The sequence below is a fragment of the Flagellimonas spongiicola genome (assembly GCF_023502425.1).
In the GTDB taxonomy this organism is placed as follows: domain Bacteria; phylum Bacteroidota; class Bacteroidia; order Flavobacteriales; family Flavobacteriaceae; genus Flagellimonas; species Flagellimonas spongiicola.
This window is the reverse complement of sequence record NZ_JAMFMA010000001.1, coordinates 113,418-135,862: the sequence shown is the minus strand read 5'-3', so window position 1 is coordinate 135,862 and position 22,445 is coordinate 113,418. Positions and strand designations below refer to the sequence as shown.

At 39.2% G+C, this 22,445-nt stretch carries 20 protein-coding genes; 9 read left to right on the top strand and 11 right to left on the bottom strand.

The genetic code is table 11. The features are described from left to right. The first annotated feature begins 75 nt into the window (after positions 1 to 75). The gene (locus M3P19_RS00670) at positions 76 to 915 is read left to right on the top strand and encodes an alpha/beta hydrolase (RefSeq protein ID WP_249655685.1); all 840 of its coding nucleotides are present in this window, start codon (positions 76 to 78) and stop codon (positions 913 to 915) included. Here M3P19_RS00670 and M3P19_RS00665 read toward each other — a convergent pair. Next, positions 912 to 2,345 (bottom strand): Gfo/Idh/MocA family protein, encoded by a 1,434-nt coding sequence (locus M3P19_RS00665; protein WP_249655684.1) that lies wholly within the window; start codon positions 2,343 to 2,345, stop codon positions 912 to 914. The two genes, M3P19_RS00670 and M3P19_RS00665, sit on opposite strands and share 4 nt — an antisense overlap. 5 nt (positions 2,346 to 2,350) lie before the next feature. Beyond that, positions 2,351 to 3,136, bottom strand: coding sequence for a 3-keto-disaccharide hydrolase (locus M3P19_RS00660; RefSeq protein ID WP_249655683.1), 786 nt, complete (start codon positions 3,134 to 3,136; stop codon positions 2,351 to 2,353). Positions 3,137 to 3,294: 158 nt separating this feature from the next. On the opposite strand from M3P19_RS00660, the gene M3P19_RS00655 reads away from it, so the two are divergent. After that, positions 3,295 to 3,717, top strand: coding sequence for a VOC family protein (locus tag M3P19_RS00655; RefSeq protein ID WP_249655682.1), 423 nt, complete (start codon positions 3,295 to 3,297; stop codon positions 3,715 to 3,717). Positions 3,718 to 3,719: 2 nt separating this feature from the next. Here M3P19_RS00655 and M3P19_RS00650 read toward each other — a convergent pair whose 3' ends face one another. From M3P19_RS00650 to M3P19_RS00640, 3 genes are all read right to left on the bottom strand, one after another. Then, a complete protein-coding gene (locus tag M3P19_RS00650) occupies positions 3,720 to 4,892 on the bottom strand; it encodes an aspartyl protease family protein (protein WP_249655681.1) in 1,173 nt (390 codons plus the stop codon). 88 nt (positions 4,893 to 4,980) lie between these two features. Then, positions 4,981 to 6,099 carry a helix-turn-helix domain-containing protein gene (locus tag M3P19_RS00645; protein ID WP_249655680.1) on the bottom strand — a complete coding sequence of 373 codons (1,119 nt, stop codon included), beginning with the start codon at positions 6,097 to 6,099 and terminating at the stop codon, positions 4,981 to 4,983. Between the two features lie 41 nt (positions 6,100 to 6,140). Further along, positions 6,141 to 6,767 (bottom strand): DUF2306 domain-containing protein, encoded by a 627-nt coding sequence (locus M3P19_RS00640; protein WP_249655679.1) that lies wholly within the window; start codon positions 6,765 to 6,767, stop codon positions 6,141 to 6,143. A 114-nt stretch (positions 6,768 to 6,881) separates the two neighbouring features. Here M3P19_RS00640 and M3P19_RS00635 point away from each other — a divergent pair, with 114 nt between their 5' ends. Continuing rightward, the gene (locus M3P19_RS00635) at positions 6,882 to 7,037 is read left to right on the top strand and encodes a DUF3836 domain-containing protein (RefSeq protein ID WP_249655678.1); all 156 of its coding nucleotides are present in this window, start codon (positions 6,882 to 6,884) and stop codon (positions 7,035 to 7,037) included. Here M3P19_RS00635 and M3P19_RS00630 read toward each other — a convergent pair. From M3P19_RS00630 to M3P19_RS00620, 3 genes are all read right to left on the bottom strand, one after another. Continuing rightward, the gene (locus M3P19_RS00630; RefSeq protein ID WP_249655677.1) at positions 7,034 to 7,921 is read right to left on the bottom strand and encodes a bifunctional 5,10-methylenetetrahydrofolate dehydrogenase/5,10-methenyltetrahydrofolate cyclohydrolase; all 888 of its coding nucleotides are present in this window, start codon (positions 7,919 to 7,921) and stop codon (positions 7,034 to 7,036) included. The genes M3P19_RS00635 and M3P19_RS00630 overlap by 4 nt on opposite strands. Before the next feature lie 30 nt (positions 7,922 to 7,951). Continuing rightward, positions 7,952 to 9,280, bottom strand: a complete 1,329-nt coding sequence (gene ffh / locus M3P19_RS00625) for a signal recognition particle protein (RefSeq protein WP_249655676.1) — start codon at positions 9,278 to 9,280, stop codon at positions 7,952 to 7,954. A 99-nt stretch (positions 9,281 to 9,379) separates the two neighbouring features. Next, positions 9,380 to 11,137, bottom strand: coding sequence for a hypothetical protein (locus tag M3P19_RS00620; RefSeq protein WP_249655675.1), 1,758 nt, complete (start codon positions 11,135 to 11,137; stop codon positions 9,380 to 9,382). Between the two features lie 114 nt (positions 11,138 to 11,251). Here M3P19_RS00620 and M3P19_RS00615 point away from each other — a divergent pair, with 114 nt between their 5' ends. From M3P19_RS00615 to M3P19_RS00605, 3 genes are all read left to right on the top strand, one after another. Next, positions 11,252 to 11,749 carry an RNA polymerase sigma factor gene (locus M3P19_RS00615; RefSeq protein ID WP_249655674.1) on the top strand — a complete coding sequence of 166 codons (498 nt, stop codon included), beginning with the start codon at positions 11,252 to 11,254 and terminating at the stop codon, positions 11,747 to 11,749. Between the two features lie 65 nt (positions 11,750 to 11,814). Beyond that, positions 11,815 to 12,726: a FecR family protein gene (locus M3P19_RS00610; protein ID WP_249655673.1), complete on the top strand. Its 912-nt coding sequence runs from the start codon at positions 11,815 to 11,817 to the stop codon at positions 12,724 to 12,726. Further along, positions 12,707 to 15,277, top strand: a complete 2,571-nt coding sequence (locus tag M3P19_RS00605) for a TonB-dependent receptor (RefSeq protein ID WP_249655672.1) — start codon at positions 12,707 to 12,709, stop codon at positions 15,275 to 15,277. Before M3P19_RS00610 ends, M3P19_RS00605 begins: the two co-directional genes overlap by 20 nt. Before the next feature lie 39 nt (positions 15,278 to 15,316). Here the strand turns inward: M3P19_RS00605 and M3P19_RS00600 are convergent, their stop codons facing one another. Beyond that, on the bottom strand, positions 15,317 to 16,138 hold the full coding sequence (locus tag M3P19_RS00600; protein WP_249655671.1) for a zinc-dependent peptidase: 822 nt from the start codon (positions 16,136 to 16,138) through the stop codon (positions 15,317 to 15,319). Next, on the bottom strand, positions 16,139 to 17,917 hold the full coding sequence (argS, locus tag M3P19_RS00595; protein WP_249655670.1) for an arginine--tRNA ligase: 1,779 nt from the start codon (positions 17,915 to 17,917) through the stop codon (positions 16,139 to 16,141). It lies immediately after the preceding gene. 94 nt (positions 17,918 to 18,011) lie between these two features. On the opposite strand from argS, the gene M3P19_RS00590 reads away from it, so the two are divergent. From M3P19_RS00590 to M3P19_RS00580, 3 genes are all read left to right on the top strand, one after another. Continuing rightward, positions 18,012 to 18,437: a hypothetical protein gene (locus M3P19_RS00590; RefSeq protein WP_249655669.1), complete on the top strand. Its 426-nt coding sequence runs from the start codon at positions 18,012 to 18,014 to the stop codon at positions 18,435 to 18,437. Then, complete coding sequence (locus M3P19_RS00585) at positions 18,434 to 19,870, top strand: SDR family oxidoreductase (RefSeq protein ID WP_249655668.1); 1,437 nt, start codon at positions 18,434 to 18,436, stop codon at positions 19,868 to 19,870. The genes M3P19_RS00590 and M3P19_RS00585 overlap by 4 nt, the downstream gene beginning before the upstream one ends. 93 nt (positions 19,871 to 19,963) lie before the next feature. Further along, entirely contained in the window at positions 19,964 to 21,451 is a 1,488-nt protein-coding gene (locus M3P19_RS00580) for a carboxypeptidase-like regulatory domain-containing protein (RefSeq protein ID WP_249655667.1), read from the top strand. 24 nt (positions 21,452 to 21,475) lie between these two features. Here M3P19_RS00580 and ctlX read toward each other — a convergent pair whose 3' ends face one another. After that, entirely contained in the window at positions 21,476 to 22,408 is a 933-nt protein-coding gene (ctlX, locus tag M3P19_RS00575; RefSeq protein WP_249655666.1) for a citrulline utilization hydrolase CtlX, read from the bottom strand. Positions 22,409 to 22,445 lie beyond the last annotated feature (37 nt).

Sequence of the window (22,445 nt, the reverse complement as noted above, 5' to 3'; positions counted from 1 at the left end):
TGACTTCTTTTTTCTTATTGAGGGAATCCTTACATTTGGTTTCTTTGAAAGAGTAAGTTACAAAAAGTAACCGTTATGAAAAAACTGATTGCTAAAATCGTTCCACTGGCCTACGGGAAATATTTTGACTTGTCTTCCCTTATTGCACCAAAAAAAACGGCCCACAAAGCATTCAATGTATTCTGCACCATAAGAAAAGGCAAGGTTTTACCAAAGCAAAAAGAATTTCTAGATGCAGCTAAACTAGAACGTGAACTCGTTGCAAAACACGAAATTCAGAGTTATCATTGGCCAGGAGACAAGGAAACTGTTTTGCTCGTACACGGGTGGGAGAGCAATACCTTTAGATGGCGAAATTTGATTAAAACATTACGTGAGGCCAACTTTAACATTATTGCCTTTGACGCCCCTTCGCATGGCTATTCCACTGGCAAATTACTTTATGCCCCCTTATATGAAGAGGTATTGAGCCATATGGTCAAAAAGCATAATCCAAAATATTTGGTTGGGCATTCACTAGGCGGAATGACCATGATGTATAATGAATATAAAAATCCCAATCCTACAGTGACCAAAATGGTGACCATTGGTTCACCTTCTGAATTCCATGAAATCATGGATCAATATCAGGCTGTTCTGAAATTCAGCAATCGCTTCATGGGACATATAGATAACTACATCCAAAACAGATTTGGGTTTAAAATCCATGAATTCTCCACTTCGGAATTTGCCAAAAAGAACACCAAAAAAGGCTTGTTATTCCATGATAAATGGGACGCTATAGCCCCTTACCATGCCTCACAAAAGGTAAATGCCACCTGGTCTGACAGTAAGCTCATATCAACAGAAGGACTAGGGCATTCCATGCACCAAGAACAAGTAAACCAACAAATAATCTCCTTTTTGGAAACCTAAAATTTTCGGTATTCCGAATCCAAATATTGATTTGCTTTCTCTTCTTTGAATCTCGCTGTGGCATTATCCCAATGCAAAGTTTCTCCTGGGAATCTACCCGCTATTACCCCTAAAAGAATGGTTTCCGTTAATCTTGCAGCATAAGAGAATGGTGCCGTACAGGTGTCTTTACCAAGACAAGCATCAACAAATTGATGATAGTGTTTTGGTCCTTCTGAAGCATAATTACGAATCGGTTTGCCCATATTGTTGGCCTTTTCCACAGCCGCTATTTCTTCGGAAATATCCACATATTCGCCATCAACGATCTTCTTTGGCAATTCCATAAAGTGAGGTAACAGCAGTCGACCTTTCTCTCCTATGAACATGGCTCCTTGTTCCGGAAGCTTGCCCTCGGCAGTTTCTTTGGTATCCAAGGAAACCTTATCTTCAAGTGAAGCCTCTCCTTGATCGGTGTCCTCTGTTTCAGAAGCCGTTTGGGCAGCAGGTAATTTTAAATCCTCGTGCATTGTTGGAGCACCTGGTCCATCATACCAAACCCATTTGAAGTTATCCGTAGTGTATTCGGTACCTGGAAATTCGTAAGTAACCACATTGTTTTCCGGAAATCCGAAACCAGATGGTGGTCTACATTCATTTTTTATTGTGTACGGTACGTCCAATCCCAATGCATTGTAAGGTGTATCAAAAATATGTACTCCCATATCCCCTAATGTACCACATCCATAATCCAATAACTTTCGCCAGTTACCCGGGTGGTAATAGCCTTCTTTATATGGGCGCTCAGCTGCTGTTCCCAACCAAAGATTCCAATCTAAGGTTTCTGGTACTGGGTCACTTCCTTCGGGTGCTGGCCCGTTGAATCCCCAATTTTTCGGAGACCATGCCCTTACGGTATGTACCTTGCCGATAATCCCGGATTGAATCAATAGTGTAGCTAATTTATAATCGTAAAATGAATGCACTTGAATTCCCATTTGGGTAATAAGGTTCTTTTCTTTGGCAAGTTTTCGCATCGCCCTTGCTTCAGATACATGGTGTGTTAGGGGTTTTTGACAGTAAACTGGTTTACCCATTTCCATGGCCATCATAGAGGCAGGTGCATGGGTATGATCCGGTGTTGAAACAATCACAGCATCAATTTCATCACCAATTTCTTTCAACATAACTCGATAATCGGCAAAAGTTTTGGCCTTGGTATGAATATTTTTGGCTGTTTCCAATTTGTTGGCATCCACATCACATAAAGCAACTACATCTACCAACTTATGGGAAGAAATGGCTTTTAAATCTTCAAATCCCATATTACCAACGCCGATATGGGCCGTTCTCAATCGTTTATCTCCTTTTAAAGCAGCTAGCATTCCTGATGGCAACAAGGCCAATGAGGATGCTAACGCTGTGGTTTTTAAAAATTCCCTTTTTTCCATATCGACTAAAGCTTTTTGATTTTAATATTCTTGAACCATATTGGACTGGAATGGTCTTGTAATCCGATGAATCCAGATTTAAATTTTCCGTAATCCTCACTATTTTTCCACTTGTCCGAGTTTTTCTTTTCATACCAAGCTTCATCCCAAGGTACAAAAGACAATACCATTTGACCATTAAGCCAATGCTCAACCCGTTCCGGAGTGAAAACAATCTTAGAGGAATTCCAATCCCCTACCGGATTCAGTTTCTTCATTGCAGGGTCCGCGGCATGCATCGCATAATCAGAAGCTGTCTGCTGCAATGGTTTTAGTTCTTCGGGCTTATCCATATAGCCCAAACTCTTGTTGTATGCGGTCAAATCATGGATTCTGGCATAATTCTCATCATCTATCAACTGATATTCTGGAGAAACTTCTGGTGGACCACCATAGCCTTCTTTAAGGTGATAAAAGATACCACTGTTGCCACCTTCCGGTAATTTCCATTCTAGATAAAGCTCAAAATTCTCAAATTCTTCAGCCCCATAAATAATGTCTTTTCCTCCTTTATAATCTTGTTCCAGGCCCAATTCAGTATCAAAAGTGAGTGTGCTATCCTTGATGATCCAACCCGGCGGCAGTGCTTCTCCATTGTACGCACGCCATCCCTCAGTACTTGACCCATCGAATAAATAAATCCAGTCAGAAGTTGTTTCAGCAACTGGTTCAATTTCAGTTTCGGTTTTCTTTGTTTCTTTTTTACAAGCGCAAACGATCAATAAGACCAGTAGTAAAGCTGTATTTTTCATGTTGGTTGGTACCTTTTTTCTAAAGGTAACCACATTTAGGTAATCTTATAAAAACATATAGCCCAGCAACATACCTAACCCAACGAATACCCTATTTTGCCCAATAAGCAACACTAAATCTCTTGCTGTTCTCTGATGTAGCTTTTACCTTTACAGCTATGAATACAATAACTCCTTTCCACGTTGCCATACCTGTACATAATTTAGCTGAATGCAGAGCATTTTATCGAGATGTGCTAGAATGTGAAGAAGGTAGAAGCAGTGACCATTGGGTGGACTTCAATCTTTTTGGCCACCAAGTAGTAATACATTATAAAGCAAAGTCGGGCGAAGACCTACATACCAATCCAGTTGATGGTAAAAATGTTCCTGTACCTCATTATGGTGTGGTATTGGACTGGGAAATTTTTGAAACCTTTTCAAAAAAACTGCAAACCAAGGGTGTGGAATTTGTTATTGAACCTTACATCCGATTTGCTGGAGAAGTTGGAGAACAAGCCACCATGTTCTTTTTAGACCCAGCAGGAAATGCCTTGGAGTTCAAGGCATTTAAGGACATGGGGCAGTTGTTCGCCAAATAGCATCAATCAAAGTACTCTGCTAGCACCAGAGTCAAATCCATTTGTTTGTTTTCCCTAGTAATGGTAAGGGTAACTGGTCTACCCAAACTATAATGAAACAATTTCCAAAGCTTTGGGTATGTGAATTCTTGAATTCCCATGCCATCAATTGCGTTAATCATATCTCCTTGTTTTATCCCTGTATGCATTGCTGGAGCATCGTCAAAAACATGCAAAACCTCAAGTTCCATAAATTTATCATCAGGAAAAGCCATCATCATCCCACTCAAATCCCAACGAATTGGCCCATCCAACTTAGGGTTAGGTTCTAAAATAAAGCGCAACCGTTCATAATCAATCACCAAGGTAAAGCGGGATAGTATTTCACCACCTATTACCCCATTATCAACCATTGCGGCCAACACTTCATCCTCGGCATAGCCGGTAATGATATTTTCAAACTGGAAGTCCCCTAATTTGAATCCGTCAACTTTAAACGCTTTTCCAGGAGTGGAACCGCCAAAGCCAACGCTTATGGAATTTTTCATTTTCACCATATTCCCAATGCCATCTTTTTGGGCAAATGCTTTACTCAAACCAACGGACATTAAGCTTCCGGTATCCAACAGCCATTTTCCTTCAAATTCTTTTTCACCATGAAGGATATCACCAGACACCAAAGGTTTGGTTTCTATTATTTCCGTAGTCAAAATAGTACCATCACCCTGATAGGTGTAACTGTCCTTATCAAAAATATGCATGGCGTTACCCAAATAATCAACTTCAATAGTGTGCATTTTAATAAAATCGTACCCTATTATTCCCAGCGTCTCCTTGCCAATAAATCGTTTTAATGAAGAAAGATCTACCGTGCGCACATTTGGAATTTCAGCGTTTACAGAACCCAATCCAAGGGTAAGCATATCTAAACGACCTAAACGCACTTCGCCACCTGGCTGCGGTACAACTCTTTGATCCTTTATTTCCAAACCTGCCTTTAAGGCAACTCCTTCATCAATTACAGTGAATGCAGCTCCCGTATCCAAAATCATTAAAACTTCTTGATCTCCTACTTGTACCGGTACGTGAATAAGATTAAAATCTGTTTCTATTGGTACTGTTGTTAGCGGTTTAAGCTCTTGGGCTATGCCGTTTGTAGCACATAACAATACAAGTACTAATTGTATAATCCTCATTTTTTTGTTTTTTATTTTGAGGACAAAAGAAGTCGATATCCCAGCAATTACCATGGGTTAACAATACTGCCCGATAGGCTGCAAGAATTCAATCTAATGTATTTGCGTATGATTTTCGGTAGTTGGCGGGTGTATAATTGAATTTATTTCGAAAAGATCTATAAAAGTTGGAGGCAGAACCAAAACCACAGATCAACCCTATTTCTTCAATGGTTTTTTCTGAATTGACTGGATTAACCAAGGCATCTTTTGCCTTGTTACACCGAAAATCATTAATGTATGCGTGGTACGATTGGCTGGTTTTTGCATTGATGACCTGTGACAAATAATGCGTATTGGTTTCCAATTCCTTGGCTAGTTTTGGAAGACTCAATAGTGGATCTGTGAATAATTCTTTTTGATGCATCAAAACCAGTAATTTATCATAAATCTCAGTTTCTTCCTTATTGGACAAACCTGATTTACCGTATTTTTTTACTGCTTGATATTGAATGTAATTTCTTTTGAAGTAGAAAAAAGTCAATCCAAAAATATGACTGGCAAAACAGATGATAAATGCCTCAGTCTTTAAATTCATGCTGCCCACTTCAAATTGATTCAACAAGGCATTTCCTAAAGTGAACAATCCTAGAATACCAAGACCTAAAACCAGAAACTTTGCAAATCGAATAGTGACCAGTTTTGAATCCACCTGTATAGAGGTCATTCCCTTTAACTGAAAAAATGCTAAAACACTGTAAACCAACAAATGGAATCTTAGAGATCCATTTACCAAAAACTCTGCAACGGATATCTGTCGCTCAAAATCATCTTCACGATTGAAATATTCAATATAAGCCATCTTTTCTGCTATGGGCAGCAAATGATATTGATTGAGTATAAAAACCAATGATACCACAAACGGTAAAATATGCAAGAACTCCCAAGGTTTGAGTTTTAATGAAGGGTGTCTAAGTTTCCTTGCCAGAAAATAACAGGAAGGACCCAAGAGAAAGGCACCTGCACTACCATAGAGGAATAATTGCCAAGGTAACGAAGTGTTATAGGATAAAAATACCTCATCATATAAGATGAATACTTCAATCAATAAAATGGCAATGAGCAACAGTTTAATGAAATGCTCCTTTGTTCTTGTGGTAAGTATATAAAACGTCAAGAATATACCTTGACCGATGGACAATAGACCTAATAGATAACCTAAGTTCATCCTATAAAACGGTATTGATCAAAGTAAGTGGCATATGGAAATCAACCCAATGAAAGTCCTTTTTTCCGTACCCATAAATTTGCAAATATTATGTTTGGCACCCAACATAACCAAGCTACAATTTTATAGGCAATTAAAAATTCACCAAAAATCATTGTAAGCAAGGGTAGCCATAATCTTAGGGTTACCGCGGCAAAACAGGCTGCATAACTGTAAATCATCATACCTTGATGAAGGTTAAGATCATTTGACCTAATTGCGGTATAAGCCCGCAAGGTGGTATACAACCATATAACACCAAGACTTATAAATCCAACTGAGGTGATAAGTCCCCCGGTTGCATATAGTCCAATGTAAATGGAACAAATGCCACTAATCAATACAGCAGCTACATAGACCTTTCCAAGATTTCGATGGAATTGCAGATTCCTATTTCTGATTTTCTTGCTGAATTGCGACCATCCTGTCAGTAAAGCGATACCTCCAAAGGTAATGTGGCCATAAAACCCAATCCGCCAAATCCCATCTGCCAGCAACTCGGCTGTTTTACTTAGCAACAACCCAATAGGTTCATCAACCAGCCAATACAATAGTGGATACAATCCCACTCCAATGGCCAAAAAGGCAAAAACTACCCAAGCTATTTTGTTACGCGTGCTTCCAGACATGTTTACTGATTTGCCTACAATTTATCGAATAAATGGTTTACGACGTAAGAATCAATGACCTAAACCGTTAATATTTAGTACGAACAGGCATTTTTAGCGCCCAAATCGAAAATCATGAAAACTGTTCTATTGTTTATCACGCTTTTTTTTGCTGGCATGGCATTATCCAGTTGCACTAATGAAGAAGGGGAAAATGACTTGGATTTCATCACCCCTGAAGAAGAAGAAAACAGCTTGTATACTGAAATGGATAAAGGAAACGGCGCTTAGGCCTTTCTACTTTTATGTCTTTCCCTAGCCAATAAGGTATTTTTCAAAAGCATTGCGATGGTCATTGGACCAACGCCTCCTGGTACCGGAGTAATGTAAGAGGCTTTTTCGCTAACGCCTGTGAAATCCACATCACCGGTAATATAGTAGCCCCGTTCCCTGCTTTCATCGGGAACCCTTGTTATTCCAACATCAATAACCACAACACCATCTTTTACCATATCTGCCTTGAGAAAATTAGGCACACCTAGAGCCGATACGATTATATCTGCCTGACGGGTAAGTTCTTCAAGGTTTTTTGTTCTGCTATGTGTTAGGGTGACGGTAGCGTCTGCAGCTTCACCTTTTTGACTCATTAGAATACTTATGGGTCTACCTACAATATGACTTCTTCCAATAACCACTGTATGCTTACCAGAAGTAGCTACATTATACCTTTTCAACAACTCTATGATGCCAAAAGGAGTGGCTGGAATAAACGACTCCATATCCAAAGCCATCTTACCAAAATTCGTTGGATGGAACCCATCTACATCTTTGTCCGGGTCCACTGCCATCAATACCTTTTGCTCATTAATATGCTTTGGCAATGGCAACTGCACAATGTAGCCGTCAATATCAGAGTTGTTATTCAACTCATATACTTGGGATAGCAACTGTTCTTCGGAGGTATCCTCTGGTAGGTGAATCAAAGTGGATTCAAAACCAATCTTCTTGCAGGAACGCACTTTACTGCCCACGTAAGTAAGGCTTGCCCCATCATTACCAACAAGTACAGCGGCCAAATGTGGCACTTTTTCGCCCCTATCCTTCATTTGGGACACCTCAACGGCTATTTCATCTTTAATCTGGTTGGATACTTTCTTTCCGTCAAGGATTTCCATGGTTCTATTGGGTTGGTTTTAGTATTGCGGTTATCTCATATTCTGCATCATCTGCATCATCTTCTTTCCTCCTCCTCCTTGCATCATTTTCATCATTTTGCTCATCTGCTGAAATTGTTTCAGTAGTTGGTTGACTTCCTGAATAGAGCGCCCACTACCTGCCGCAATTCGCTTTTTTCGACTTGCATTCAATTTAGAGGGGTTTGCACGTTCATCTGGGGTCATGGAATGTATCATTGCCTCAATATGCTTGAATGCATCATCATCAATATCCAATCCCTTCATAGCTTTTCCAACGCCGGGAATCATACCCATGAGGTCCTTCATGTTCCCCATCTTCTTAATTTGTTGGATTTGGCTTAGGAAATCATCAAAGCCAAAACGGTTTTTGGCGATTTTCTTTTGGATTTGTCGGGCTTGTTCTTCGTCAAATTGCTCTTGGGCACGTTCAACAAGAGACACAACATCTCCCATCCCCAATATTCTGTCGGCCATACGGGCAGGATAGAAGACATCAATTGCCTCCATCTTTTCACCGGTACCGATAAATTTTATGGGTTTATTTACTACGGATTTAATTGAAATTGCCGCACCACCACGGGTATCACCATCCAGTTTGGTAAGTATGACACCGTCAAAATTAAGCACATCATTAAACGCTTTGGCCGTGTTTACCGCATCCTGACCTGTCATGGAATCCACAACGAACAAGGTTTCCTGCGGAGTGATTGCTTTATGGATGTTGGCTATTTCCGTCATCATCTGCTCATCAACAGCCAATCTACCCGCGGTATCTATAATCACAACATTAAAACCATCGCTTTTGGCGTGCTGTACACCAGCTTTGGCTATGGCCACAGGGTCATTGTTTCCTCTGTCTGAAAAAACCTCAACTCCTATTTGCTCCCCAACTACGTGTAACTGATCTATCGCAGCAGGACGATACACATCACAGGCCACTAAAAGTGGTTTTCTGGTCTTCTTATTTTTAAGAAAGTTGGCAAGTTTACCCGAAAAGGTTGTTTTACCTGAACCTTGTAGTCCAGACATAAGAATCACGGAAGGACTTCCGGTCAAATCCAATTCTTCAGCATCGCCACCCATCAACTCGGTCAATTCGTCCTTCACGATTTTGACCATTAGCTGACCGGGTTTAAGACTTGACAATACGTTTTGCCCTAGTGCCTTTTCCTTTACCCGGTTAGTGAATTCCTTGGCTATCTTAAAATTGACATCGGCATCCAGTAAAGCCCTTCGAACCTCTTTCAAGGTTTCCGCTACATTGATTTCCGTTATCTGTCCATGACCTTTGAGGACGTGGAGCGCTTTATCCAGCTTATCACTTAAATTATCGAACATGTGCTCTCGGCATTTAAAAAGAGGGACAAATTTAAGAATAAAAAGAAAAGGACGGCTTTGGGGAGAGCCGTCCTTTTCAAAAAAAGATAGGGGAAAATCTTATTGTTTCTCGAAAACCAATGTTTTGTAATTCACATCTTCGTCTTCGTAAACCAATTCTATTCGATTTGCATCTACTTCAACAATATACCAAGGCTCATTTAATTCAGCGAAGTCCATGTCATCCTCGCCAAAATTCAAGAAGAACAATAATCCTGAATCTTCACTTCTGGCAATTCTCCAAAGTCCGTTAAGCAATGGATCGTTGTTTTCAGAAACTTCTACCAAATTTGGCATTGAAAAAGCGAAATCTTTACCTGCATAGTTTACTGTTGTATTCATGCCTTCATTATCATAAAGAGCAACATTCCATGTTCCGCCTTGCATGATATTTCTAATTTCGGCAACGTCACCGTCATTGGCATCATCATCACAGGTACGCTGTAATACCAATCTATATCCTATATCCTCGATACCAAACTTCAATCGATCATTGGTAAGATCTCTTAACGGCCATTCAAAATTGATGCTGTTTTCTTCGCCAATGGAAATTAGCACTGAAGGAATTTCATCATTATTCAGACCTATTTCCCAGGTACCTTCAGAAGTTGTGTCACCATTGGTCAAGTGAAGTACACCATCTGGCAAGAACTTGAACTTATAACCTAAAAGTCTGTTGATTTCCTCACCTTGATTCACAACTTTCTTGATGATCCACTCACATTCCTTAAGAATCTCGCGAAGGGTATCTGGATCAGTTTCATCATCCTCACATAATTGTTTTAGAATGATTTTGTTTCCGTTGGCATTATATAATTTAATCGTGTGATCTCCTATTTCATAAACCAACCACTCAAGGTTAAAGTCAACTAGATTATCAAAATCCAAGGTCAATAGAGGACCATTATCAGTAAACCTGCTGCTCCATGTTCCTTCAATCAAATTCCCAGAACCATCAGAAACAGTTACACTACCATCTTCGTAGAAGTTCATGATACGAGCGTAGTACTGATCAGTTTGGTTAACTTCATCGCGTACTACCTCCATAACTTTCCAAGGACATTGCGTCAAACAGAAATCAAATCTTTCTTCATCAAAATCGTCATCATTGAAATCATCGTCATCATCTTCATCACACTCATCTTCAGCTAATTCCAAAGCACGGGCCAATTCAGCGTTGCTATCAACAACAACTTCGGTTCCGTCATATTTTTTCAAGGTAATCGGGAATTGGATACTTACAAGATCACTGCCATCCAATCCATCAAAGAATCTACTTAATTCTTCATCATTTTCAACCTGGACTTCACCTGTTTGTTGCTCGTTGACATCAAAAGTGAATAGGGTAATTGGATAGACGAAGTCGATACATTCAATATCATCATCGTCACCACCTTCGGTACAGGCATCTGCCCATTCTCTCAGCTGCTCTACATTCTCTATTATGATTTCAGTATAATCAGCTAGGGTAATGGTAATTGGAAAGATAATCTCTAGGATATCTTCATCAATATCCACTTCATCAAAAATATCTTCAATGGTGTGAAGATCTTCACGCGAATCGATTGTAACGGAAATTCCATTGACTTCCACCACATATGGAAACTTAAGTGCAATGCAACTGGCACCATCCACAATATTGTCATAAGAACCATCATTAGATGAGGTTTTTTGAATCAATAGGGAAGTGGAGGAATCGGCTTGGATGGTTTCATTTTCATTGCCGCCAGCAACTTCTTCAAATTCTTCTTGACAGGAAGTGAAGGTAAGTGCAATCAGCACAAAGCTAGCATACATTAAGTTTAACAACTTTTTCATAACGATTTGGATTTTTTAGTTAGAATTCAATCGTAAAACAACTCAACGAAAAAAAACCCTACTTCATCTTTGTTTTTTTTCAGATATCTTTGATCAACAGACAAAACCTCTTAAATGAACAACGTTTGCGAAGAGCAGGTTTTCAGCTCCATTTTCAAGGCTAATTCCAAAACGGTTTTCAATTATATATATTATAAGTTTGGTAATGAGGAAAAGGCACATGACGCTGTACAAGAGGCTTTTGTGAAACTTTGGGAAAACTGTTCCAAGGTGGTTCCGGAAAAAGCCAAATCCTATTTATACACCGTTGCCAACAATATGTATCTCAATGTGATCAAAGCTGAAAAAGTTCGATTGAAGTACGCGGCACCGTCATTGGAGCATTCCACTGAGTCGCCGGAATTTTTGATGGAAGAACAACAGTACAAGGAAAAATTGGATAATGCTTTGAACGATTTACCTGAAAACCAACGCACTACTTTTCTATTGAATCGGATTGATGGAAAAAAATATGCAGAAATAGCAGAAATGGAAGGTGTAAGTGTGAAGGCGATAGAAAAAAGAATGCATTTGGCCCTTAAATCGCTGCGTGAAAAAATTGATGGAATCTGATTTTCATTTATTTAGGTAGGGTTTTTTTGTAGTTAGTTGTTATAAAGATGTAAAGCATAGAAATCATGCAAGAAAATTACTTGGCAAAATGGCTTAGCGGAGCGCTTTCTGAAGCAGAGCTTGCGGAATTTAAAAAGTCCGAAGCCTATGCTTCCTATGTTAAGCTCAAGGAAGTTTCCGAAACCTTGGAAGCTCCTGAATTTGATGTTGACCAAGCATTCGAACAGCTTAGGGCAACCCGCATGGAGGAAGCTCCTAAAGTAATTACACTACATCCATTCAAAAAGTTTTTACGAGTGGCAGCAGCCATTGCAATTTTATTGACTGGATCTTATTTCTACGTGAACAGCCTGGATGAATCCATTTCAACACAATTGGCGGACCGCACGGAAATCACATTACCTGACAATTCCGAAATCATTTTGAATGCCGATTCCAAAATCACTTATTCTGAAAAGAATTGGGACACAAACAGGGATGTTAAACTTGAGGGTGAAGCTTTTTTTAAAGTTGCTAAAGGCCAAAAATTCACAGTTTCCACTTCCCAAGGAACCGTAACGGTACTTGGAACACAATTCAATGTTGAAAATCGTGATGGATTTTTTGAAGTAACTTGTTATGAAGGGCTAGTTAGTGTTAGCCATAATGGAATGGAAACCAAGCTCCCTGCTGGTAACTCATTTATGGTAATTGATGGTGAAATTAAAGAAACTGGGAAACCACACAATATGGAACCTTCATGGGTTAATGATGAAAGTTCATTTGAACGAATCCCACTGGAATTTGTCTTATCAGAATTGGAAAGGCAATTCAATATAAAAGTTAATACACAAAATGTTGATAAGAATCTCCTTTTTACAGGAACTTTTAGCAACACAGACTTAAATATGGCGTTAAAAAGTATAAGTACCCCATCTCGAATGAATTACAAACTTGAGGGCGATAATGTACTTTTCTATGCTGAAAAGACTCCTTAACAGCCGAATAGGCCTCTACTTAGTGTTTTTGCTTCTTTTGATTCCCAAATCCTGGGGTCAGCAAGATTCAATTGCACCCACCAATCTTGTGGCGTATATCAAGTCCCTTGAAGAGCAATTCAATATTAAGTTTTCCTATATCCCTGAAGAGCTGGACGAACTATCCATAACGGTTCCGAACAACTTAGTGGCCTTACAGGATATCTTAGATTTTATTGATGATCAACTGCAGATCAATGCCCAAAAACTCAACTATCGCTATTACACCTTGACTAAAAGTTCGTTAGTCAAGGTCTGTGGCAGTGTTCTGGACAATTTTGCAGAAAACAACATTCCAGGAGCAACCGTGGAAGTCTTCAATACGGAAATCGCTCAAACGACGGATACTGATGGTTCGTTTGTTTTAACGGATATTCCTAGAAATGCCACCCTGAAAATTCGATACCTCGGTTTTAATACCAAGTACATTACCGTTGAGGAGTTGTTACAACAAGGGAAATGCCCTAAAATCCTAATGGCGCAACATTATGAGCAGCTTAAGGAAGTTGTAGTTTATCAATTTCTTACAACAGGTATTATTAAGGAAACCGACGCAAGCATTACATTGAACACTGCAGATTTTGGTATTTTACCTGGATTAATCGAGCCCGATGTTCTACAAACGGTACAAGCACTTCCTGGTATTGAAAGTATTGACGAGACAGTTTCAGATATCAATGTTAGGGGTGGAACCAACGATCAGAATTTAATTCTTTGGAATGGCATTAAAATGTACCAATCTGGGCATTTTTTTGGATTGATATCCGCTTTTAATCCCTACTTGACGGATAAGGTTTCCGTAATAAAAAATGGAACTCCATCACAATTTGGGGATGGTGTTAGTAGCGTGATCCAAATGGAGACCAGCAATGAACTAACCGATTATTTTGCTGGCGGAGGTGGTATTAACTTTATAAGTGGGGATATATATGGCCATATCCCCATAAGCGAAAAACTGGGCTTGCAGTTTTCTGCCCGTCGGTCAACTACGGACTTCTTAAATACACCTACTTATAACAAGTTCTTTGATAGAGCTTTTCAAGATAGCGAAGTAAGCAATCAAAACAATGTGGCAATAGATGATGACATTGACCGAAATGAAAACTTCTTCTTTTATGATTTTACCGGTAAACTTCTTTATGACATCAATGACTACCACAAACTTCGATTGAATTTTATCGGTATTGCCAATAACTTGAATTATGAAGAAATAAATCGAACGGATGTAGAGAGCACCAATAGTATTTTGGATCAAAAAAATATATCATTTGGGGCGCAACTACAAAGTCAGTGGAATAATCGTTTTTCGTCCAACATCAATGCATATTACTCCAAGTATGTATTGGACGCAGAAAGTTTGTTTGCCAACGAAATACAATTGTTGTTGCAAAACAACGAGGTACTGGAGAACGCATTGAAAATAGATACACAATACCGGTTCTGGGATAATCTCACGTTACACAATGGCTATCAATATATCGAAACGGGAATCACCAATACCACCCAAATCAATCAACCTAGTTTTGATAGTGAAATAAAGGGCGTTATCCGAATTCACGCGCCCTACTCTAGTATTTCATACCGTTCTGAAGGCAATAAGTTTGTAGGTCGCGGAGGACTTCGATTCAACTATATCGAAAACTTGAACACCTTCACAAAATTACTGATTGAACCAAGACTAAACCTCAGTTATGAACTTTCCGAGCATTTTAGAGCGGAGTTATTGGGGGAATTCAAAAGTCAGAGCACCAATCAAGTTATAGATTTAGAGCAGAATTTTCTCGGCATTGAAAAGCGGCGTTGGATTCTTTCCGATGAAGACACATTGCCAATAACAAAAAGCAAACAAGGGTCTCTGGGTTTCAATTATGACACCAACAAGCTTTATATTGGTTTGGAGGGATTCTATAAAAAAGTAGATGGTATAAGTACAAGTACGCAAGGTTTTCAAAACCAAAATCAATTTGATGGTGAAATTGGTAGTTATGATGTTAAGGGTCTGGAATTCTTGATCAATAAAAAAGGGAACAACTACAGTACATGGTTGAGCTATACCTACAATAAAAACGATTACACCTTTGAAACCATCGTCCCTAGCAGTTTTCCAAATAACTTGGATATAAGACATACATTGACCTTTGCAGGCACTTACACCTACAATAACTTAAAATTGAGTTTAGGGTTAAATTTTAGAACCGGGAAACCATTCACCGAACCACAGGATGGGGATTTGGCCTTGGACACCACTGTTTTTCCTGTACAAATAAACTACAAGGCACCTAATAGCAACAGATTGTCGGAGTATTTTAGAGCTGATGCATCTGCTATTTACAAGTTTAATTTGGGAAGAAACATTAAAGCCAATGCAGGAATTTCAATTCTGAATATGACCAATAGAAAAAACAGTCTTAATCGTTTTTATAGGGTTACTGAGGACAATCAAATTGAAACTGTGGAAAACATTTCGTTAGGCTTGACCCCAAATTTCAGTCTTCGTATTCACTTTGATTAGATTTTGGTGCTATTTGCCATGGTCCTTTGCTTTGTTAAACTAAGACAAATTGCTATAATCAATATTTAGCATTCGTTTTAAAGTGTCAAAAATCCCCGGAAACTCCACTTTGAACTCCTTGGGTGTTTCAACAAAATTTTCCAAAATCACTGCAAAAAACTCATAGAAATTGGCATTCACATACGCTCGAAAATAATCGGAATGTTCCAATCTTTCTTGAAATTCCGGCATATCATAAATCTGTTTGATTTTGGTCAATCCTACCTTGAATTTCCGGGCCTCCCAGCTACTTTTCTTACGGGTTTCGAACATTAAGGCGTGGGCAATCTCATGAATGCCCAAATTTCTATTATCATTGGAGATTTCATATCCCTTGACCAGGTCTTCAGCAGAAAACACCAAAATCTTCAAATTGGGATTGTATTCTCCAATATGATGACTTTTACCAATTTTGGAATAGTACTGATTTGGGTAAACGATTATCCTGGAAATGGATTTTTCGTACCTAAAATCTTCCATTCCCATGGTTAAGAGAATAGCGGATGCAGACACATAAGCCTTGATTTCCTCTTTGTTTTCAATAGTACCATAAAAAACGAAGGGTTTCTTGGACTTGAACCATGCAAATCGTTTTAAAAATTGCTTTCGCTGTTTTGGGGAAAATTGGGTGAATGGAACCAAAAAACTGCTAATAAAATGCCGTTCACGTGTACTTATCCTTCGGACAGGGTGAAATACATTGTAAATTGAAAAACGTTCTTTCAGGAAATATTCATAGGCCACTTTAGCAAAAACATAAAGAAGTCCTAGCGCTAAAATTACCGCCAGAATCTCTTTTTGCTGTTCCGAAAGTTGTCCCATTTACATTCTGCCTGGTACGTTTATGCCCAATAATTTGAAAGCCGATTGTATAACCTCCCCTACTTTTCTCGATAACTCCACTCGGAATTGACGTTTGGCAGCATCTGTTTCACCCAAAATAGATACTTGCTGATAAAAGGAATTAAATTCTTTGACCAAATCGTAGGTGTAATTGGCAATCAAGGCCGGACTATAATTTTCGGCCGCCAATTGAATCGTTTCCGGAAATAAACGTATTTGCTTAAGTAATTCCTTTTCCTTCTGGTGCAATTCCAATCCGCTGGTTATGGTCTCGGAAACACCTTCTTCGGATTTCCTCAGAATAGATTGTATCCTTGCGTAGGTATATTGTATAAACGGTCCTGTGTTCCCTTGAAAATCCACGGATTCCTCTGGGTTAAAAAGAATACGTTTCTTCGGATCCACCTTCAAAATGTAGTATTTCAATGCTCCCAAACCTATAGTTCGGTACAATTGCTTCTTTTCCGCATCAGTATACCCATCCAATTTTCCCAATTCATTGGAAATTTCCTCCGCGGTCTTTTCCATACTAACAATTAGGTCATCAGCATCTACAACAGTGCCTTCCCTACTTTTCATTTTACCGCTTGGAAGATCAACCATACCGTAGCTCAGATGATATAATTGTTGTGCCCAATTGTAGCCCAGTTTCTTTAGTATTAAAAACAACACCTTAAAATGGTAATCTTGTTCGTTTCCAACGGTATAGACCATTCCGTTGATGTCGGGATAATCCGTGACCCTCTGAATAGCGGTACCGATATCCTGCGTCATATAGACTGCAGTACCGTCTGAACGCAATACTATTTTCTCGTCTAGACCTTCGTCTGTAAGATCTATCCAAACACTTCCGTCATCTTTCTTAAAGAAAATCCCTTTTTCCAAACCTTCTTTTACCACATCACGACCAAGCAAATACGTATTGCTTTCGTAATACAAGGTATCAAAATCAACACCTAGGTTATTGTAGGTAGTATCGAAACCTTCATATACCCAACCGTTCATAGTTTTCCAGAGCGTAACGGTAGCTTCATCACCTGATTCCCATTTTCGAAGCATTTCTTGTGCCTCCAACAGAATTGGTGCTTCCTTTTCCGCCTTATCCTTTGCAATGCCCTTCCCTACTAACTCGGCTATTTCTTCCTTGTAGGCTTTATCAAAAACCACATAGTATTTTCCAACAAGGTGATCACCTTTTAAGCCTGTGGATTCCGGGGTTTCGTCTTCACCAAATTTCTTCCACGCCAACATACTTTTACAGATATGGATACCCCTATCATTGATGATTTGGGTCTTATATACTTTTTTACCTGCAGCTTTAAGGATTTCGGAAACTGAATATCCCAAGAGATTGTTTCGAATATGTCCTAAATGAAGGGGTTTATTAGTATTGGGAGAAGAATATTCCACCATTACGGCATCTTTTGATGGTGTGGTAACATAACCAAAATCGGGTACTGTCTTGATGGAATTGAAAAAATCAAGGTAAAAGGCATCGTTAATTACAATATTTAAAAAACCTTTTACCACATTGAACTTGGAAACCTCGTCAACGTGTTCTTGAAGATACTCACCTATCTTAGTGCCAATTTCCACTGGATTTCCCTTAACTACGCGAAGCATGGGAAATACGACTACCGTGACATCACCCTCAAAATCCTTTCGAGTGGGCTGAAATTCAACCGATGGTAATTCAGCATTGTATATAGAAGAAACAGCATCTTTAACCTTTTGGGCAAGTACTTCTTGAATGTTCATAAACACATTGGAATTAAGGCTGCAAAACTACATATTTTTTGAGCCAGTACCTTTTACATCATTAGGAAAAACACATTTTTCGTTAATTTTAGAAATGCTTCTGAACGTTTCCTACACTGATTGCGAAATTACCCGAAAGATAGATGCTGAAGTTGGCAAGCCATTCACCTTGAAGGAACGCTGGAATATGAACGGCATTGGCTCCCCAAAACTGCATATTCTGGATTGCAGTCTGGAAATCCGAAACCTTCTGATTCTGGATAACAATATGGACACTTGTAATATTGAAATGAGACCTAAAGGGATTGTCATTCGATTTAGGTCCTTATTGGAAACCTACGGGCTGATTATCCCGTACTATAAGTTAAAGTTGTACAAGGGCGATTTTGCAGCTTACTCCGTACATCGTGACCAATACTTCATCAAAGTAAGATCGGACACAAAGGCTATCCAAAAGTTTTTCAAGAAGCTTTTGGACTATAAAGCGGATAACGAACCCACATCCATTGGTGATCTATGAGAATATTATTGACCGGGGCCAACGGCTACATTGGCATGCGCTTGTTACCCAAACTATTGGAAATGGGGCATGAGGTAATATGTGCTGTGCGGGACAAAGACCGGCTTTCCATCAGTGATCAGCTAAAATCTAAAGTTAAGGTGATCGAAATCGATTTTTTGGATACCAATTCAAATCCTGTTCTGCCTAAAGACATTGATGTTGCATATTATCTGATTCATTCCATGACCTCATCCACAGGTGATTTCGATAAAAAAGAAGCAGCTGCCGCTAAAAATTTCATCAAACACATTGCACAAACAAAGGCAAGTCAAGTAATTTACCTTAGTGGTATTGTAAATGACAAAAAACTATCCAAGCATTTAAGTTCACGTAAAAATGTTGAGGATATTCTATATGGTGGACCATATAAATTAACGGTTTTACGAGCTGGAATAATCGTGGGGTCCGGTAGTTCCTCCTTTGAAATAATCAGGGATCTTTGTGAAAAACTACCCGTAATGATCACTCCTAAGTGGGTGTTGACCAAAACCCAACCTATCGCTATTCGTGATGTGATACAGTTTTTGACAGGCGTATTGGGAAATACAAAAACCTATGGCCAATCTTTTGATATTGGTGGCCCAGATGTACTGACCTACAAGGATATGTTGCAACAATACGCCAAAGTCCGTGGTTTTCGCAATTGGATTTTAACAGTACCCGTGATGACACCAAAATTATCCTCGTATTGGCTGTACTTTGTTACCTCCACTTCGTACAAACTGGCGGTCAACCTGGTAAAAAGCATGAAAATGGAAGTTGTTGCCAAAGACAACAGATTACAACAGATTCTGGGAATAACCACAATTAGTTACCAGGATGCCATAGCAAAAGCTTTTATAAAAATTGCACAGAATTCTGTGATAAGTAGCTGGAAGGATAGTATTTCCAGCGGTAATATTCGTGAAGATTTGCATCAATACATAAGAGTCCCATCATTTGGAGTGCTCCAAGACAAGAAATCAATTATTGTTGCACAGCCCGATATTGCATTGGAACGCATCTGGAAAATAGGCGGTGAAACCGGCTGGTACTATGGCAATTGGCTTTGGAAAATTCGAGGATTCATGGACAAAATCAATGGGGGGCCTGGCTTGCGAAGGGGACGAACCCATATCGACAAGCTATTCCCAGGCGACGCCCTGGATTTCTGGCGCGTTCTACTAGCCGATAAAAAAACCAAAAGATTGTTGCTTTTTGCTGAAATGAAACTTCCCGGAGAAGCTTGGCTCGAATTCCGAATTGATGATTCCAATACGCTTCACCAAACAGCTACATTCCGACCAAGAGGGTTAAAAGGGCGACTTTATTGGTATAGTGTACTGCCCTTCCACTACTTCATTTTCAATGGCATGATCAAAAACTTGGTGAATGCGTATAATTTGGAATAATCCTTGTTACAACATTGGCTGCAAATCGTCCTAAGGACAAGCAACCTTTTTACGATTTTCATTGTCTATATGTTGAAGACTTATTCAAAAATCATGCAATCAAAAAACACCATCAGCTCCTTAATTTTTCTGGTAGCTTCAATTTACATTGGAAATGCACAAGCTATCTCCTCTAAATTGGTAGACGCCAAAACCAATAAAGGAATACCATATGCAACAATTCAATATGGTGAACATCAAGGGGTAATAACGAACGAGGAAGGTCGATTTGGATTTATTTTAGATGAGAATGGCGCACTACCCGATTCCATTTACATATCTTCCATGGGGTATCAGAAAACCGGTTTTACTTTGGAACAACTGCAAGACAGTATTATTACCTTAAAACCGAAAGCCATCGAGTTAACGGGCGTCTATCTTTTTGATAAAGAGTTAACCGTGGATGAGATAATGGACTTGGTAGAGGAAAACCTACCTAAGAATTATGATAACGAACCTATAAAACAACGCTTTTTCCTGCGACAATCTAGTTTTAATACACTGCAGAAACTGGATATTGAATTCAAGAAATCGACCATTGAGGAGCTCAACGAAGAATTGATGGATAGCATTATTTCCATCTTACCAAGGAATGCCTCATATTATACGGAAACCTTAGGTGATTACTATCGTGGCACAGAGGAGAACAAATTAGAGATCATCAAAGCTGCTGAATTGTATGACAAAAGCAATGAAGGCTCAATGGAAGCCTTATCCAATAAGCTGGAAGAAATCTTCAAGGCCAACGTGAAACCAGATTCCTATCTAAAGATCAAATCTGGAATCTTTGGAGAAAAGGTGCAAGTGGACTCCATTTTGGAAGCTGAAGAAGAAACCGATGAATTGGAAAATGAGCTACAGGAACCCAAGAAAAATGGTTTTCTAGGAGGTAGAAAATATGTTTTGAACGAAATCCATTCCCAATTTTTGGGCAAAAAATCCAAGTTGGATGTAGCCAAAAAGCTCAACCGCTACCGCTATGAACTATTGGGATATTCAGAAATTGAAAATCAAGGCGTCTACGTTATTGGCTTTGTTCCCAAAGGAAGAGCTGACTTTCAAGGAAAACTATTTGTGAACATCGAGGATTTTGCCATTGTACGCATGGACTATGAAAATGTAAAGGCTATTAAAAGCATCAAACTATTAGGCTTTAGTTATGCTGAACTGGATTATCAAGGTAGTACGGTATTTTCCAAGTTTGGGAAAGACAAGTACAACATTAAATTCATGAACCTCACCTTTGGTAGAAAATTTGGTGTTGACAGACCACTAAAAGTAATTGAAAAGAACAAACACGTAAAAGGTCCGCGCAAGCAAAACGAACTTTCATTAGGATTGGATATTGTAAACTACAATACGGAAAAGTACGAATTGGTTGCATTTGACAACACTTCCATTGCCACTTCGCAATTAGAGCAGTTGGAAGAAGATGAAACGGTAGAAGCCACGTATCTATCTGCGTATGATCCCGCGTTTTGGCAAGGATATACCATAATGGAGCCCAATCAAGCAATACGTGAGTTTACCGTTGAAGAATAACTTCTGATACTTTTAAAGCAAGGATTATGCTTTAGGCAAAAACACCTCAGCCATCATACAACGTGCAGAGCCACCTCCACAGGTCTCAATCCAATTTAAATCACTGTGGATTATTGGGCCATGTTTTTCAATTGATTGCAATTGTGTTGGAGTAAGACTACTATATGCATCGGAGCTCATGACCATATAGGCTTGATCGTTGGCTCCTCGAACTTGAAGCATGTTTCCAGCAAAATGAGTCACTTGTTCTTCAGTAATCGCAACGATTTCTTTGCCATCTTCCTTGAGATGGGAAATCACATTTTTACGTTCTTTTTTATCATCAATACTATCCAAGCATATCACTGCAAAGTTTTCCCCAAGGGCCATCATTACATTGGTATGGTAAATAGCCATTCGCGCTCCATTTACCGTTTGGTTCGCGGTAAAAATCACCGGAGTATATTCAAAATCCTCACAGAATTCAATAAATAGTTCTTCATCTGCTCTGGGAGAAAGTGCACAATAGGCCTTTTTATTCACACGATCCAATAATATACTTCCCGTACCCTCCAAAAAGAGGTTTTCATCCTCAGCCGAAGAATAATCCACAACATTTTCAATATCAAACCCTTTTTCCTCAAGAAGGTCCAATATAGCCTCTCTTCGCTCTCTTCTCCGGTTTACGGCAAACATAGGATAAAGCGCTACTGTTCCATTGGCATGAAAAGATATCCAGTTATTGGGAAAATGTGCATCCGGGGTGTCATCAGCGGCAACAGCATCCACAACAACCACCTCAACACCCTGTGCTCTCAATTTACCCACAAAAGCATCAAACTCTTCCTGAGCCTTTTGTAAAAGTGCTGTTTCACTTAGAGTCACATCAGATTTTTGGTAATAATTATTGACAGCTGTTTCTTCGTTTGAACGAAATGTAGCTGGACGCACCATGAGAATTGTGTTGGTAATCTGCATTTAAAATTAATAGATGTTATAATTTATTGTAAAAGTG